The organism is Streptosporangium sp. G11, from assembly GCF_051192615.1.
Lineage (GTDB): Bacteria > Actinomycetota > Actinomycetes > Streptosporangiales > Streptosporangiaceae > Streptosporangium.
In genome coordinates, this window is sequence record NZ_JBPJUQ010000089.1 from 16,046 (window position 1) to 32,433 (window position 16,388).

9 protein-coding genes are annotated in these 16,388 nt (G+C 71.3%); 4 read left to right on the top strand and 5 right to left on the bottom strand.

The genetic code is table 11. The annotated features are described in order from the left end of the window. Positions 1–177: 177 nt before the first annotated feature. The gene (locus ACSDR0_RS42600; protein ID WP_435294664.1) at positions 178–354 is read left to right on the top strand and encodes a hypothetical protein; all 177 of its coding nucleotides are present in this window, start codon (positions 178–180) and stop codon (positions 352–354) included. Positions 355–420: 66 nt separating this feature from the next. On the opposite strand, the gene ACSDR0_RS42605 is transcribed toward ACSDR0_RS42600, so the two are convergent. The 4 genes from ACSDR0_RS42605 to ACSDR0_RS42620 form a co-directional block, all read right to left on the bottom strand. Then, positions 421–699 carry a hypothetical protein gene (locus ACSDR0_RS42605; RefSeq protein WP_435294665.1) on the bottom strand — a complete coding sequence of 93 codons (279 nt, stop codon included), beginning with the start codon at positions 697–699 and terminating at the stop codon, positions 421–423. Positions 700–953: 254 nt separating this feature from the next. Beyond that, complete coding sequence (locus ACSDR0_RS42610; protein ID WP_435294666.1) at positions 954–1,892, bottom strand: MerR family transcriptional regulator; 939 nt, start codon at positions 1,890–1,892, stop codon at positions 954–956. A gap of 70 nt (positions 1,893–1,962) precedes the next feature. Next, positions 1,963–2,613: a LysE family translocator gene (locus ACSDR0_RS42615; RefSeq protein ID WP_435294667.1), complete on the bottom strand. Its 651-nt coding sequence runs from the start codon at positions 2,611–2,613 to the stop codon at positions 1,963–1,965. A 270-nt stretch (positions 2,614–2,883) separates the two neighbouring features. Then, positions 2,884–6,345: a S8 family serine peptidase gene (locus ACSDR0_RS42620; RefSeq protein WP_435294668.1), complete on the bottom strand. Its 3,462-nt coding sequence runs from the start codon at positions 6,343–6,345 to the stop codon at positions 2,884–2,886. Positions 6,346–6,520: 175 nt separating this feature from the next. On the opposite strand from ACSDR0_RS42620, the gene ACSDR0_RS42625 reads away from it, so the two are divergent. Further along, positions 6,521–7,489, top strand: coding sequence for a helix-turn-helix transcriptional regulator (locus ACSDR0_RS42625; protein ID WP_435294669.1), 969 nt, complete (start codon positions 6,521–6,523; stop codon positions 7,487–7,489). Between the two features lie 76 nt (positions 7,490–7,565). Here the strand turns inward: ACSDR0_RS42625 and ACSDR0_RS42630 are convergent, their stop codons facing one another. Beyond that, the gene (locus ACSDR0_RS42630) at positions 7,566–9,749 is read right to left on the bottom strand and encodes a UvrD-helicase domain-containing protein (RefSeq protein ID WP_435294670.1); all 2,184 of its coding nucleotides are present in this window, start codon (positions 9,747–9,749) and stop codon (positions 7,566–7,568) included. Between the two features lie 129 nt (positions 9,750–9,878). Here ACSDR0_RS42630 and drmD point away from each other — a divergent pair, with 129 nt between their 5' ends. Both drmD and ACSDR0_RS42640 read left to right on the top strand, forming a co-directional pair. Next, complete coding sequence (drmD, locus tag ACSDR0_RS42635; protein ID WP_435294671.1) at positions 9,879–13,052, top strand: DISARM system SNF2-like helicase DrmD; 3,174 nt, start codon at positions 9,879–9,881, stop codon at positions 13,050–13,052. Continuing rightward, the gene (locus ACSDR0_RS42640) at positions 13,052–16,360 is read left to right on the top strand and encodes an Eco57I restriction-modification methylase domain-containing protein (protein WP_435294672.1); all 3,309 of its coding nucleotides are present in this window, start codon (positions 13,052–13,054) and stop codon (positions 16,358–16,360) included. Before drmD ends, ACSDR0_RS42640 begins: the two co-directional genes overlap by 1 nt. The last annotated feature ends 28 nt before the right edge of the window (positions 16,361–16,388 follow it).

Sequence of the window (16,388 nt, forward strand, 5' to 3'; positions counted from 1 at the left end):
GGCAGGTCGAAACGGTCGAGGTCCCCGAGGGGTGCGGCGCTCCACACCTTGATCGAGGATCAAGGTAAGATGTTTGCAGCCTTAAGTCAAGATCGAAAAAAATGAAAGTTAAGGGCTCGTGAACCCTCGACGTCGGGAAGATCCATCCTCGGAATTCCGGATGACATGGGTCGGCCGATGCTGCATTTGAAAATGTCGAATGTCGCATTCGGAAATATCGAGCAGGAGAATCGCCTCACGGGTGACGGCGTCCGGCCATTGTGGCCGATGCCGGAATTCGCCGCCCGGGGCGAGCACCGGTTCCCGCCCGGCGTCGAACTCATTTCCGGTGCCCCGGGAAAAGCCGGTGACTGAAATGATGTGCATGACGTGGCCGTCGAAACGGCGAAGGCGCGCACCGTCAGGCGGGAAAGTCCCAGATCAGAGGTCGCCGAGCTCGCCGAGCGGTTTCGTCCAGTGGTCCCGGTCACGGGATTCGTCCTGGAGAAGGGCGAGCGTGTCGGAGACGGAGAGGCCGGGGCCGATGACGATGTGCATGATCTCGTTGAAGGTCCTGAAGGCGGCGTCGTCACCGACGCGCATCTCCATGCGGTTCATGAGCCGGTACCAGTACTTCTGCTCGTCCTCGATCCGGGGCAGGAGCTGTTCGCGGCTGAGGGTGCGGGCTTCCTCGACGGTGAGCCGTTTGAAGCGTGCCATGCGCTGATTGTTCCATCCGGAAATCCGGCATTCACGGTCTCGCCCGTCTCCGTCCGCTCCGCGTCCCGTGTTCCGTCGGCTCCGCGTCTCATGCGGCCTTCCGGCCGAACGTGCTCCTGCGAGGCCGCGCGAGACGGAGTCGAACGTGCTCCTGCGAGGGCGCACGAGACGGGACCGCATGAGACGGAGTCGAACGCGACCCCGCGAGGCCGCACGAGACGGACCGGTCCGGTGACGCCGCCGTGAGCGGCCCGCTACGCCGGTGTCCGGACACGCAGGGCCTGGACGAACCAGTCGAGCACCGGAGTCAGGCTTTCCGGGGCCGACCAGCCGTTGATCACCGCGAGCAGCCGGAGATAAGACTCCCTGCGGGGGTCGTTCGCGCTCTCCAGCCGGATCAGCAACCGGTGCCGGAGGTCGGCGTCGTCGGGGCGGCCGACGGCGTGCGCGTACTGGGCCGCGACCGCCGCGACGACCGGATCGGCCTGGGGCGAGGCCGGGTCGACGCCGGCGACCAGGGCCGGACCGGCCTGGTCTCGGACCATCGCGACGGGATCGCGGCGTGGGCCCGTGATGTCGCCCTGGGCGCGCTCGGCCGCGTGCTGCCCGGCCAGACGGCGCATGATGGCGCGAAAATCCGGGTCCTGCGACAGTTCGGCCAGTTCCACCCATGCCTCGACCTGCTCGGGCTCGGGGTCGTCGGGCAGTTCGGGGGTCATCGAGCGCCTGATCCCCGCGAACTCGGGGTTGGCGTCCAGGCCGCCGAAGGCGGTGTCGAGGAAGTCGCCGATCAGGCGTCGGCGCTCGTCCTCGGAGAGCTTGGCCAGTTTGTGCATGAGATCCATCTCCTCGGGGGTGGACCCGCGCCTGGTCACCGCCGTCAGCACCGCGCGCCGCAGGCGCAGCGTCCGGATCTGCACTGCCAGTGCCTCGGCGTGCGCCGCGGCGACCTCGGGAAGCGAGATCTCCCGGTCCACGACCCTGCGGATCGTGGGAAGGTCCACTCCCAGGTCGCGCAGCGTCCGTACGAGGTCAAGGCGGGCGACGGCGTCGACGCCGTAGAGGCGGTGGCCGGCCGGGCTGCGGCCGGTCGGCGGCACGATCTCGCGGTCGGAGTAGAACCGGACGGTCTTGACCGTCAGCCCGGTCCGCCGGGCCAGATCACCGATCGAGTAGAGCGTGTCGCCGTTCATGCCCCTACCCTGGCGCCTCCCCCTACAGGAGGTGCAAGCAGGAGGCGCGAGCCCGCTCGCCCGCGCGACGTCAGCGGGTCGCGGCGGCCATGCGCAGGCCCAGGACGATGAGAACGGTACCGCTGACGGCCTCCAGGCGGCGACGGATCATGGGCCTGCGGAACCACGCGCCGGCGCGCCCCACCACCGCCGCCAGGGCGAGGTACAGGGCGATCTCGACGGCCACCTGCAGGAGCGCGAGGAGCGCGGTGGTGGAGAACAGCGGCCGGTCGGCCGGTACGAACTGGGGATAGAAAGCGATCATGAAGGCCGCGGCCTTCGGGTTGGCGAGCATCACGAGAACGCCCTCGCCGAAGGCCCTCCACCAGCCCCGCTTCGGGTCGGGCGGTGTGTCTTCGGTGAACTCCCACGCCGGCCCGGCCTTTCGGATCCGCCACGCGGTACGCCACGCCTTCAACCCGAGGTAGAGCAGGAAGCCCGCGCCGATCACGCGCAGGACGACGAAGGCCACTTCCGAGGCGGCCACCAGGGCGGCCAGGCCTGCGGCGGCGAACAGCGCCCAGGCGTACAGACCGGCCTCCAGGCCCAGCACCGTCGGCACAGCTCCCCTGAAACCGTGCAGCGCGGCACGGCGCAGGATCAACGCCATCGCGGGACCCGGTGACGCCGAGATCAGCACGACGGCGACGACGAAGGCCGGCAGGGACGCGACGAGATCCATGAGCCGATCATGCTCGCCTCCGTCGCTCCGGCTCAATCCTTTTTCCGGCGCGGGCCCCCTCACCTCCGTCCGGATCGGTTTCTGGCCACCGGGACCCGCCGGCTCGGGTGGCCCGATCCCGATGAACGCGCCGCGGATCGCCCTACGGCGCGGCGAGAGGTTCTGAGCCCACCCGAAGGCCGGTACGGCCACCGCCCCGCGTGCGATTCGCCGGGAACAGGGAACGCCCCCGTCCGGCCGCGGCCGGACGGGGGCGTTCCCTGTTCCCGATCAGCGGTCCGCCACCACGAACCGGCCGGTGAGCGGGCCCAGTTCCACGGTGTAGGTGCCCGCGTCGCTCCGGCGCGCGTCGAACGAGAGCCGCACCGCCTCGTCGGCGCGGACCTGGACGGTCTGCCGCCGCTCGACCTCGCCGTTGACGCGCAGGACGGCGTCGTACCCGCCCGCCCTCTCTCCCACGTTCTTGACCCACGCGGTGATCCGCACGGGGCGGCCGGGGCGGGTACGGGACGGGCTGACGTCGAGGTCGGCCAGGGCGAAACGGGGCTCGGGGCCCGGAGTGCGGTCGCGGACGAAGATGTCGGCCCGCCGGTTGGTGTCGTCACCGACGAGGTTGCCGGAGTTGCTCTCGAAGGCGACGTACCGCCCGTCCCCGCTGATCGACGGTATGCCGGCCGAGCCGTCACCCTCGACGTCCTTGGGACCGGCGGAGACCCGCGTGGTGGTGCCCGCCTTGAGGTCGCGCACGTACACGTCCGTCCGCCCGTTGGTGTCACCGCCGGCGAGGTTGGTGGCGTAGGTGTAGAACGCCACGGTCTGCCCGTCGGCGCTCGGCGACGGGGCGAAGGACCAGTCGTTGGCCATGCTCCCGTCGGACGCCGCCGACGCGAGCCTCCTCGTGCCGGTCTGCCGGTCGTGGACGTAGATCTGGTATCCCTCCGGCCCGCCACTCGCGGTGAAGATCACCATCCGCCCGTCGGCACTGATCAACGGGCTGCTCGCCTCCCTCGCGTCCGGCGCGGGGATCAGCTCGGTCTTACCGGTCTGCCTGTCACGGACGAAGACGTCGGCGTGCCCGTTGGCGTCTCCCGCCACGAGATTGGTAGCCCCGCTCTCGAAGGCGACGAAGCGGCCGTCGGCGCTGATCGACTGCTCGCGCGAGTTCCCGTCGCCCGGGAGGCCGTCGGTCCCGACCGAGACGGGCTCGGTCTTCCCCGCGGTCCGGTCGCGAACGAAGACGTCGGTCCGGCCGTTGACGTCCCCGGGTACGAGGTTGGTGGCGTCACTGTTGAAGACGGCGAAGCGGCCGTCGGCGCTGAACGAGGGGGACGAGGAGAGCCCGTCGCTCCGGGTGCCGCCGGAGGCCACCGAGACCAGCTCGGTCCTCCCCGTCTGCCGGTCGTGCGCGAAGGCGTCGGTCTGACCGTTGGTGTCCCCGGGCACGAGGTTGGTGGCCCCGCTGCCGAACCCGACGAGGCGCCCGTCCGCGCTGAGGGTCGGGCTCAGCGAGAAGCCGTCGCTCTGGGTGCCGTCCGAGGCCACCGAGACCCGCTCGACCGCCCGGGTACGCAGATCGGTCACGAAGACGTCGAGGTCGTTGTTGGTGTCGTCGGCGACGAAACCGGACGCCGGGCTGGCGAACGTCACCACCTTGCCGTCGGCGCTCATCTTGGGCCACCACGCGTCGCCGCTGCCCTGGCGGCCGTCCGAGGTCACCGAGACCCGTTCGGTGGCCGGGGGCCGCGGGAGGGCGAAGTCCGCCCGCTCGGGTGCCTTCGTCCCGCGTACGGTGACCTTCCTGGGCTCCGACCTCGACACGTCGGGGGCCGTCGCGACGACCTGGTGGTCACCCTCTGGCACGTCGCCGATGGTGTACCGGCCGCCGAGGTCCGTCGTCGCCATGAGCGGGTCGGGTACGCCGAGCACCGTGACCGTCGCGCCCGGCACCGTCGAGCCGGTCGGGCCGTAAATCACCTGCCCAGAAATCTTCCCCCTGCGGGTCTGGTCCAGCGCGATGCGGACGTCGGAGAAGCGGTCCGCCACGACGCGGACCCTGGCCGGCTCCTGCCGGTAGCCGAACCTGGACAGCGTGAGGTCGTACGTGCCGGCGCCGAGTCGCATCTCGAACCGCCCGTGCTCGTCGGTCTCGACGCTCCGGCCGGTGTCCGCCCGGGTGACCGTCACACCGGCGAGCGGCTTGCGGGTCTTCTCGTCGGTGACGGTGCCCCGGACGCCGCTGCTGAGAGCCGCCTCCGCGACGGCGGCGTACGCGTCGATCCGTCCCGCGCCGAAGCGCGGGTTCGGGCGTTGGCCGTAGCGCGTGTCGAAGAAGGACGTACCGGCCAGGATGCCCAGCGCCTCGTCGACGCCGAGGTCGCGGCGGGCCTCGATCATCAGCGCGACCGTGCCGGAGACGTGCGGGGTCGCCATCGAGGTGCCGCTCAGCGATCCGTATTCGCCGCCCGGCAGGGCCGAGAGCACGTCCACTCCGGGCGCCGAGATGTCGGGGACGACGTACGACTCGGGCCACTCGGCGGGCGCGTCGATCCAGTCGGTCCTGCGGACCACCCCGCCGCAGGAGAAGTCCGGTACGTCGTCGCCGGCGTCGGTGGCGCCGACGGACACGGCCTCGTAGACGTTGCCGGGGCTGCCCGATCCTCCCTCCAGGCATTCGTTGCCGATGGCGAAGGACGGGAAGGCGCCGGCCAGGTGGATGTTCCGGGCCGGTTCGATCATCTCGTCGGCGTAGCCCTCCGCGCCCAGCGACATGCTGACGACATCGGCGGGCTTCCCCGCGGGGGTGCCGTCGGCGGCGTACGGCGCGATGGCCCACTGCATGCCGGCGATCACCTGGGCGAGCGTTCCGTTGCCGCCCGGGATGACCAGGCCCGCCATCAGCTCGGCGCCGGGCGCGACACCGATCCGCGTGCCCGACGCGTTCCCGCCGGCGATCGTGCCCGCCACGTGCGTGCCGTGGTAGCTGCTGTCGTGGGGCGAGGAGGGCACCGGCTTGCCGTCCGGGCCGAACTCGATCCAGCCACCCGGGTAGGACGGGTTCGAGGCGTCGTCGGTGACGAGCTTCCCGGTGAGGTCGGGGTGGCCGATGTCGACACCGGTGTCGAGGACGGCCACGCGCACGCCGTCACCGGTGAGCCCGCGCTCCTCACGCACCCTGTCGGCACCGATCTTCTCGATGCCCCAGGCCGACTCCCCGGCCTTCGCGGCCCGGCTCGGCGCGGTGCTCGGCGTGGGCGGGGCCTTGAACTCGAAGTTGGGGATGATCCGGTCGACCAGGGCGAGCGCGGCCAGCGCCTCCAGGGTGGCGGGCGTGGCCCGGACCAGGACCATGTTCTTGATCCAGAACGTGTTGAGCACCTGGTCCCCGTGGGACTCGACCAGCTGGACGACGGGGGCCTGCACGGCCTTGGCCGTCTCGGCCAGGGCCTTTCGCGCCTCGCCGGGTGAGAGGGTCGCCGACCGCAGACCGGCGCCCGCGCGGAGCACGACGGCCGCCTCGACGCGCTCGCCGGCACGTGCGCCGGAGTTCCTCATCCGATCGATCAGCTCAGGGGCGATCTTTCCTCGCCGGGCCGGCTCCGCCGGGGGCTTCTCCGTCGAGGGTTTCTCCGCCATGGCCGGGGTCGCCGGCAGGACCGTGGCGAGTGATCCCAGGGTCAGCAGCATGGCGAGTGACAGGCGTTGCCCGCGAGATCGCAGGGCGGACAGCGACATGGAGGGGCTCCTTCGTTCAGGTGCGCGCTGTGGTGCTCCTGAACGCTGGCATCAGCTGTCACCGCCTGACAAGCTGGGTCAGAGGCGAGTTCCTGTCATGTGGCGTAAACACGACAGGCGAAGCGGCCGGGTCTTCCCGCTGCCGGATGCTCACCGTACAGGCAAGGAGAGTGTGATGCTTGAGGCGATCGGGCTGAGCCAGCAGGACGAGGCGGTGTACGACGCGCTCGTCCGCAGGACGCAGGCGACGGTCTCCGAACTCGTCCATGACTGTCATCTCCCGGAGGCCGCCACGAGACGGACGCTGCGCTCGCTCGTCGACCTCGGCCTGGCCACCCGTTCGACGGGGCGCCCCGTCCGCTACGTCGCCGTCTCACCGGACAGCGGGCTGGAGGCCGTGCTGCGCGAGCGCGAGGCCGGGCTGCGCGACGTCCGCCTGCACATCCGGACGCTGGTCAAGATGTACCGCGCGGGCACCCGGTTCGCCCATCCGGGTGAACTGATCGAGGTGGTCTCGGGACGCGACGAGGTCAACCACCACTGGGTGCAGATGCAGCAGAACACCCGGACCCAGATGCGCGGGTTCGACCGCCCGCCCTACGCCGCCCCGCAGGCGCACACCGAACCGAACCACGTGGAACTCGCCCTGCTGAAGCGGGGGGTGAAGTACCGGGTCATCTACGACAGGAGCGCGCTCGCGCTTCCCGGCTGGCTGGACGACGTCACGGCCGGGATGCGGCACGGGGAGCAGGCCAGGATCGCCGCGGACCTGCCGATGAAACTGGCCATCTCCGACGACCGGCTGGCCATCATCCCGCTGCTCCGCCCCATGGACGACATGGTCGCCGCGTCCTACGTGATCCACCCCTCCCCGCTCCTGGACGCGCTGGTGGCCCTCTTCGAGGCGACGTGGGCACGCAGCGTCCCGGTCCAGCTGAACTCACCCGACGCGGAAGTATTGTCCGAGGAGGAGGCGCGACTGCTGACACTGCTGGCGTCGGGAGCGACCGACAAGGCCGCCAGCCGGGCCCTGGGATGGAGCGAGCGGACCGTGCAGCGGCACGTCACCAAGCTGATGCAGCGCGTCGGGGCGCAGACCCGGTTTCAGGTCGCGATGGAGGCCACCCGGCGCGGCTGGATCTAGGTGTTCTGTCTTCACGGACCTTCGACGGTGCTCCGGCAACCACGAAGCGAGGGCGGGAAACGCGTGATCGCTTCCCTTATCCACCAAGTCCGCCGAGAAAAGGGCTCGACCGGCCGTTGTGTGAGACGTACAGGGCGTCACGGGCGCGGGTACAGGCCACGAAGAGCAGGCACCGCTCCCGCTGGAGGTCCTGGCGATGGGTCACCGCGTCCTCGTCCGCCGGGGTGACCGCGGACGGGCCGGGGACGACGCCCTCGTTCACGTTCACGACGGCGACGCAGCGGAACTCCAGGCCCTTCATCCGGTGCATCGTTCCCACCCGGACCGACCCGGGCGAGACCTCCGTCGCGGCGAGCGGAATGCTCCCGATCCCCGCCGCGCGCAGGGCGTCGCCCGCCGCGGTCGCCAGCTGGACGGTCCGGGTGGCGACACCGATGGCGTGCGGCTCCACCCCGGAGTCGATCCAGCTCCGCACCTGGTCGCAGAGGGCGTCGAGCTCGGCGGCCCTGTCGGCGAACTCCTTCACGGCGGGCCGCCGTCCGTGCAGGGTCGAACGGTAGCCCGAGAGGGTGTCGGGCTCGTCGATCAGCGAGTCCACCGGATCCGGCCCGAGGAGCCGGATCGCCCAGTCGAGGATCTCCTGCGTGGTGCGGTAGCTGACCTTCAACCGGTGGCTGCGGCCCCGGACGTTGATGCCGAGGCCGCCGAGTGACACCCGGCTGTCGTAGATCCGCTGATGCGGGTCGCCGACCAGGAAGAGGTCGTCCGGGCCGGGCTCGACCAGGGAGCACAGCATCCGCCACTGCGCGGGATGCAGGTCCTGCGCCTCGTCGACGATCACGTGCCGGTAGGGCTTCCGCGGCTTCTCGCCTGGAAGCGGCTTCTCGCCCGGGAGCAGCCGCTCGCCAGGGAGTGGCTGCTTGCCCGAGAGCGGCTCCTCACCCAGGATCCGGGCGGCCTCGTCGGCGATCTGACGGTGCGTCCGGTAACCCGCCCGCCGCAGTCGCGAGGTGAAGGCGGTGATCGCCTGCCAGATCAGACGCCGGTCGCCCGCCGAAAGGCGGCTTCCCCGTCCGTGGCGCCTGCAGGTCAGGTAGCGCTGCTCGTCGCGGATGTCCTGGGCCAGCACGACCTGCTCCCACTCGCGCTGCAGGAACGCCGCCCTCCGGTCCAGCCCCGCCTGCCTGGCGGCCGTGTTCCAGAAACTCTCCGCCTCACCCTCTCCGATGATCTTGGGGTGTCGTCCGAGGTGCTCGGAGACGATCTCGTTGGCGAGCTTGTCCACGTGCGTCACGATGATCCGCTCGCGCAGCTCGGGCGCCTCGACGAGCAGGTCGAGCTGCTGCGCGAGCGCGTCGGCCAGCGTCCTGGTGAACGTGGTGACCAGGACCGGCCCCTTTCCCCTGGCCGCCAGGTGTTTGGCGCGGTGCAGTGCGGTGACGGTCTTCCCCGTTCCGGCACCCCCGGTGACCTGGACCGGCCCGGAGAAGGACTCCCGATATGCGATCTTCCGCTGGGCCGGGTGGAGGAAGACGCGCCACGCGGCGAACGGATGTTCCAGGATCCAGTCCAGGTCCTCCGAGCCGGAGACGAACGCGATCTGGCCGGGCGTCCGCTCCATGGCCGCCACCAGGTCGTCGGGATCGACCCGGCGGGGAGCCTCCTCGGTGACCAGCGACACGCTGATCTCCGCCAGGGCCTCCTCGACGGTCATCCCGCTGACCAGTGCGATCAGGGCGTCGTGCTGGGCGGCGGGGAGCACCTTCTCCAGGGCCTGCAGGTGTGCCTCGTCGGTGAGCAGCCGGACGAGGGGCAGGAGGTCGCCGTCGACGCCGAGCCGTACGAGATCGGCGTCGGTGACACGCTCGAAGAGCCGGTCCGGCACGCTCCGCGCGGTCGCCTCCAGCGCCGGGCGCAACCGGTCGAGCGCGACCTCGTTGCGCACCTCCAGGATTCCCAGGGTCTGGTTGACGGTGAATCTCCGGCTCGTGGCGTACTTGATCGCCTCGTCGTGCGGGAGGACCGCGAGCATGCAATAGACGTCGCCCCGTTCGGGCTTGAGCACGACGGCGCGCCAGAAACGGTCGATCCGAATGATCCGCACGCGCGGATCGGCGGCGCTTTCCAGTTTCTCCAGGTGAAGCCCGGCGAACGTGTGCTCACGGAACTTGGAGATCGCCGCTTTAACCAATTTTCGGACGCCCTTTTGTAGCTTGTCGTATTCGTCCAAAAAGTCCTTGGAAAGGGCGAGTTTCGGCACGCCTTCACCTTTCGACGCTGAATTTTTCCTGATATCAGCTGGAATATCGGAAGATCATGATAAGACGTAATCTCCGGCCCACAACATGGGCACGATAACGGAAAGTGACAACTCACGTGGGGAGCGTCGATGACGCGGGCGGCGTTTGAGACCTCGACGCTACCGGCCATCGGCCAGGTGGTGACCGTCCGGAACCGGCCATGGGTCGTGGCCGACGTCCGCCAGGGCAGCGTGGCCGCCCCCGACGACACGACCCTCACCTCTCGTGCCCCCCACGTGGTGAACCTCGTGAGCATCGAGGACGACGCCCGCGACGAGCGCCTGCGGGTGGTCTGGGAGCTGGAGCCGGGCGCCGCCGCGTACGAGCAGCACGCGCTGCCGAACCCCGCGCGCGGGTTCGACCCGCCCGGCCACCTGGACGCGTTCCTCGACGCGGTCCGCTGGGGCGCGATCGCCTCGGCGGACACGACCGTGCTGCAGGCGCCGTTCCGCTCGGGCATCCAGATCGAGGAGTACCAGCTCGACCCGGTCGTGCGGGCGTTGTCGATGCCGCGCACCAACCTCCTCATCGCCGACGACGTCGGCCTGGGCAAGACGATCGAGGCCGGGCTCGTCATGCAGGAGCTCATGCTCAGGCACCGGGCCCGCACCATGCTGATCGTCTGCCCGGCGGGGCTCACGCTGCAGTGGCGCGACGAGATGCGCGACAAGTTCGGGCTGGACTTCCGGATCGTCGACAGCGCCCTGCTCAAGGACCTGCGCCGGACCCGCGGCCTGTACGCGAACCCGTGGACGCACTTCCCGCGGCTGATCGTGAGCGTCGACTGGCTCAAGCGCGACCGCCCCCGGCGGCTGCTGCGCGACGTGCTCCCCGCCGTCCCGAGATATCCGCGCGCCTTCGACCTGCTGGTCGTGGACGAGGTGCACACCTGCGCCCCGGCCACCCGGGGGAAGTACGCCGTCGACTCGCGGCGCACCGAGGTCGTCCGCGAGCTGGCCCCGCACTGCGAGCACCGGCTGTTTTTGTCCGCCACCCCGCACAACGGCTACCAGAACTCCTGGACGGCCCTGCTGGAGCTGCTGGACGACCAGCGGTTCGCCCGCGGGGTCCCGCCCCGCGAGGAGCAGCTCGCCCAGGTGATGGTCCGCAGGCTCAAGAGCGAGCTGCCCAAGAAGTGGGACGGCTCCCCGAGGTTCGCGACCCGTGTCATCCACGACCTGGACGTCCGCTACGCCGAGCCCGAACGCCGGGCGCACCTGAACCTGGCCGAGTACGCCGCGTCGCGGCGGCGGGTCTCCGGCGGCGGCGCCCAGCGCGGCGCGGCCGACTTCGTCACGATGCTGCTGAAGAAACGGCTCTTCTCCTCCCCGCAGGCGTTCTCCGAGACGATCGACAAGCACCTGCAGACGATGCTGCGCAGGGAGAGCGGCGAGCCCCCGCTGGCGCCGGCCGTCGCGACCCGAGTGCTCCGGCCCCTGGTGGAACGGCTGGAGGAGACCGCCGAGGACGACGCCGCCTACGGCGAGGCGGAGACGACCGCGCTCACCGCCGCCCGCCGCCTGCTGCCGCCGCTCACCGAGGCTGAGAAGCGGCTCCTGGAGGACCTGCGCGACTGGGCGCGCGAGGCCAGGAGACGGCCCGACGCGAAGTTCGACGCGCTGCGCGCCTGGCTCGACCCGATCGTCCGCCCCGGCGGGGAGTGGAACGACGAGCGGGTCATCGTCTTCACCGAGTACCGCGACACCCAGAACTGGCTGCGCGACCGGCTCCTGCACGCCGGCTACCCCGCCGACCGGATCGCCTGCCTGTACGGCGGGATGGACGACGCCGACAGGGACCGCGTCCGCAAGGTCTTCCGCGACTCCCCGGACCTCGACCCGATGCGGATCCTGCTCGCCACCGACGCCGCCAGCGAGGGCATCAACCTGCAGGACCACTGCCACCGGCTGCTGCACTGGGAGATCCCGTGGAACCCCAACCGGCTGGAGCAGCGCAACGGCCGGATCGACCGGCACGGCCAGCCGGCGCCGCAGGTGGACGTCTTCCACTTCGTCCCCCACGACTGGCGTGACGCCGGGGAGGGCTCGCTGGAGGACGAGCTGCAGTTCCTCACCGTGGCCGCGAGGAAGGTCGACCGGATCCGGGAGGACCTCGGCAGCGCGGGCGACGTGATCGCCGCCAGCGTCGAGCGGAAGATGCTGGGACGGCCCGCCGACTGGCAGGCCGCCGAGACCGAGATCGCCAGGCGCAGCGGCAGGGCCCAGTTGAAGATCCGCCGCGATCTCGCCGCCGACCTGGAGAGGCTCACCGAGACGCTGCGCGGCAGCCGCGCGAGACTGAACCTGACCCCGCGGACCGTGGAGAGGGTGGTCCGCACCGCGCTCCGGCTCGCCCACGGCAGGGACCTCGTCGACGCCGACCCGCCCGCGGGGCTGAACGCCCGCTGCTTCCGGCTGCCCCCCATGTCCGGTGCGTGGGCGGAGGCCCGCAACGACGGGCTGCTGCACCCGGTCACACACGCCGAACGCGTGGTCACCTTCGACCAGGACGCCGCGGCCGACCGGACCGACGTGGTCCTGCTCCACCTCGGCAGCCGCCTGACGCAGATGTGCCTGCACCTGCTCCGCGCCGAGCTGTGGACCTCCGGAACCGGCGGGCAGGCGCGGCTCAACCGGGTCACCGCCCGGGTCGTCCCGAAAGACCCGCTGCCCTCTCCCGCCGTGGTGGCGCACATGCGCGTCGTCGTCACCGGCGACGAGGGCACCCGGCTGCACGAGGAGGTCATCCTCGGCGGCGGCACCCTGGAGGAGGGCCGCCTCACCCGGGTGAGCGCCGAGACCCTGGAGGGCTGGCTGGCCGCCTCTGTCGACGAGGCACCGCCCCCGCACGTGCTCGACCGGCTCACCGCCGCCTGGGAGACGCTGGAACTGGAGCCGAAGATCGCGGGCATCCTCGCCGACCGGGCCAGACGGCGCACCAAACGGCACGCCACCGACCTCGCGGCCCGCCGCGACGAGGACATCGCCGCGATGACGGCCGTCCTCGACGAGCTCAGCCGTACGATCACCGCCGCCCTCGACGACGACGTCTACTGGCAGCCCAGCCTGTTCGAGGCCGACGAGGAGCGGACGCAGCTCGCCAAGGACCGCCAGGCCCTGATCGAGCGGTGCGAGTCGATCCCCCGGCAGCTCGCCGACGAGATCGAGGCGATCACCCGCCGCTACGCCAACCCGGTCGTCCGCTGGTTCCCGGCCGCGATCACCTTCCTCGTACCCGCCTCGATCGCCCACCGGGGGGCCTGATGCCGCCGCGCCGCAGAACCGCCGCTCCCTCCGCGGCCCGCCAGCACGCCGAGTGGATCGGCCTGCTCCGGCCGGACGGCCCGTTCGTCTCGGTCGGCGTGCTCACCGAGGCGTTCCCCCAGGGCATGGAGACCCTCCCCGAGGGGATGCCGGAACGCCTCGCCCAGGCCTGGGACGAGGTCCAGGCCGCCCCCGAGGAGCTGAACCGCGTCTGGCAGGACTTCGTCATCGGCGAGGTGCTCGGCCTGACCGGCCCGCTGCTCGCCGAGGGGTCCAGGCTGCCCGAGGAGGTACGCGCGTACGGGCCCGCCGACACGCGGGTGCGGCCCGACGGGGTCGTCTTCGGCCCGGACGGCGCAGGCGGCCGGTCCGAGCGGCTGCACCTCTACCGGCGCGGCTGGGGCGAGTCGCTCACCAGGGCCACCAGGGAGCGCCGCTCCGCGGTCGAGGAGGCCGCCGACCTCTGCCGCCGGCGCGGCGTGCCGCTGGCACTGCTCGGCAACGGGCGGCTGTGGATCCTGGTGCACGCCAGGGCGCAGGAGCCCTCCACCGTCGCGACCTTCGACGCGGACCTGTGGCTGGAGGAGCGCGACCTGCTGCGCGCCTTCACCACGCTGCTCGGCGCCAGGCGCGTGGTCAAACCCGCCGCCGGCGCGGCGGGCGAGCCCACCGACAGCCTGGCCGCGCTCTTCTCCCGCAGCGCCGACGCCCAGGCCGAGATCGTCGACACCCTCGGCAGGCAGGTGCTGCGCGCCGTCGAGCTGCTCGTCGGCGAGATCGCCAGGCTCGACCGGGAGTCCGGCGGCGAACTCCTCGCCTACGTGCCCGAACGCCAGGTCTACCGGGGCACGCTGAGCGTGATGATGCGCCTGGTCTTCCTGCTGTACGCCGAGGACCAGCGCCTGCTGCCCGTCGACTCCGAGCTGTACGCCCGCTCCTACTCGGTCGGCGGCCTCTTCGACGAGCTGGAGGAGGCGCGAAGCAGGCACGGCGAGGCCGTGGGCGACCGCAGGAAGGCCGCCTGGCCCCGGCTGATCGCGCTCTTCGGCGCCGTGTACGGCGGCTGCGAGCACGACGACATGCGCATCCCCCCGTACGGCGGCACGCTCTTCGACCCCGGGCGCTTCGCCTGGCAGGCCGGGATGCAGGTCACCGACCGGGTCGTCCACGAGATCCTGCGGGCGCTGCTGATCCTGGTCGGCGAGAGCGGCGCCCCGGAACGGCTCAGCTACAAGGGTCTCGACGTGGAGCAGATCGGCCACGTCTACGAGGGCCTGCTGGAGTTCTCCTGCCTCCGGGTGCGTGAGCCGTACGTCGGGCTGTTCGGCAAGGGGGAGCCCGAGCTGCCGCTGGCCGAGCTGGAACGTGCCCGCGACGGGGCCGACTTCGCCGCCTGGGTGGTCCGGGCCTGCGACGCGACGCCGAACCGGGTCGCCAAGGCGCTGGCCGCCGCACCGGGGCCGGTCGACCTGGAGCGGCTCCGCACGGCCTGCGACAACGACGACGCGCTCGCCGCGCGGACGGCGCCGCTCCTCGGCCTGCTCCGCCGCGACCTGCGCGGCTGGCCCACGGTCTTCCCCACCGACTCGCTGATCATCACCCAGGTGGGCGACTGGCGCTCCACCGGCACCCACTACACGCCGCGCGGGCTCGCCGAGGAGGTCGTCGAGCACACGCTGGCCCCGCTCTGCTTCGCTCCCGGCCCCGCCGAGGGCGTCGCCGAGCCGGGGCAGTGGCGGGCCAAGCGGTGGGACGAGCTGCTGAAGCTGAAGGTCCTCGACCCGGCGATGGGCTCCGGCGCGTTCCTCGTCTCCGCCTGCCGCTACATCGCCGACCGGATCGTCGAGGACTGGGAGCGCAACGGCGTGCCGGGGGAGATCCTGGACGCCGTCGGCCCCGACTACGACCGCGACGGGCTGCTGCTGGAGGCCCGCCGCCGGGTCGCCGCGAGCTGCGTCTACGGCGTGGACCGCGACGAGGCTGCCGTCGAGCTGGCGAAACTGTCGCTCTGGCTGGTCACCCTGGCCAAGGGCAAGCCGTTCTCCTTCCTCGACCACACGCTGCGCCACGGCGACTCCCTCATCGGCGTCGTCGACGACCGGCAGCTCGTCGCCTTCCACCTCGACGCCCAAGAGGGCGAGCGCCAGAACTCCCGGCTCACCAATGCCCTGGGCGACACGACCAAGACGATCCTCGACGAGGCCGAGCGGCTCCGCGTGGAGATCGAGAGCGAGCCGGTCCGCGACACCGCCCACGGCCGCGAGCTGACGGCGAAGCTCACCACCGTCGAGGCGCTCACCGAACGGCTGCGCTTCGCGGCCGACGCCGTCGTCGCCACCGCGCTCGCCGCCGCCGACGACAAGAAGCAGAACCGCCGCCCGCACTGGGAGGAACAGGAGGAAGGCGACGAGTACGGCACCCGCCTGGCCTACCTGGTCGAGGACGTCGAGAAGGTCCTCGCCCCGCTCGTCGGGGCCATCGCCCGCGCGGGCGACTCCGGCGAGGAGGGGTACGGCTCCCGCCTCGCCTCCCTGGTGGAGGACCTCGACCTGACCGGCGACGACGAGCTGAGCCGGGCCGTCGCCGAGAGCGAGATCGCCGAGAAGCGGGTCCGCGACCTGATCGTGCCCATGCTCACCGGGGGAGGGCGCAGGCCAGAGCCGATCCGGCCGTTCCACTGGCCGCTGGAGTTCCCCGAGGTGACGCGGCACGGCGGCTTCACCGCCGTGGTCAGCAACCCGCCGTTCATCGGCGGGCAGCGGCTCACCGGCTCCATCGGCGAGGACGTCCGCGAGTTCCTCGTCACCCACGTCGCCGGAGGCAGACGCGGCAGCGCCGACCTGTGCTCCTACTTCCTCCTGCGGGAGCTGGCGGTCGCCCCGGTCGGTCGGGTGGGGATCATCGCCACCAACACGATCTCCCAGGGCGACACCCGCGAGGTCGGCCTCGACCAGGCGTACGCACGAGACTGGCAGGTCTACCGCACCGTCAAGTCCCAGCCCTGGCCGGGGACGGCGTCGTTGGAGGTGTCACTGGTGTGGGCCGGACACCCGGGCCAGGAAGAACGACGCCTCCGCGACGGCTTGGAGGTGCCCTCGATCACTTCCGCGTTGGACCCGGAGGGGCGGGTGGAGGGTTTGCCCTTCCGGCTGGCCGTCAATGCCGGGCAGTCGTTTCAGGGCTCGAATGTCCTCGGCCTCGGGTTCACGATGTCGCCGGAGGAGGCGGCGGCCCTGATCGAGACCGGCCCGCGCAACCGGTACTACATTCGTAGATTCACTGGGAGTGGATCACCGCGCCTCCGATAATGGCTGATCAGGGCACGTGTCTGGTGAC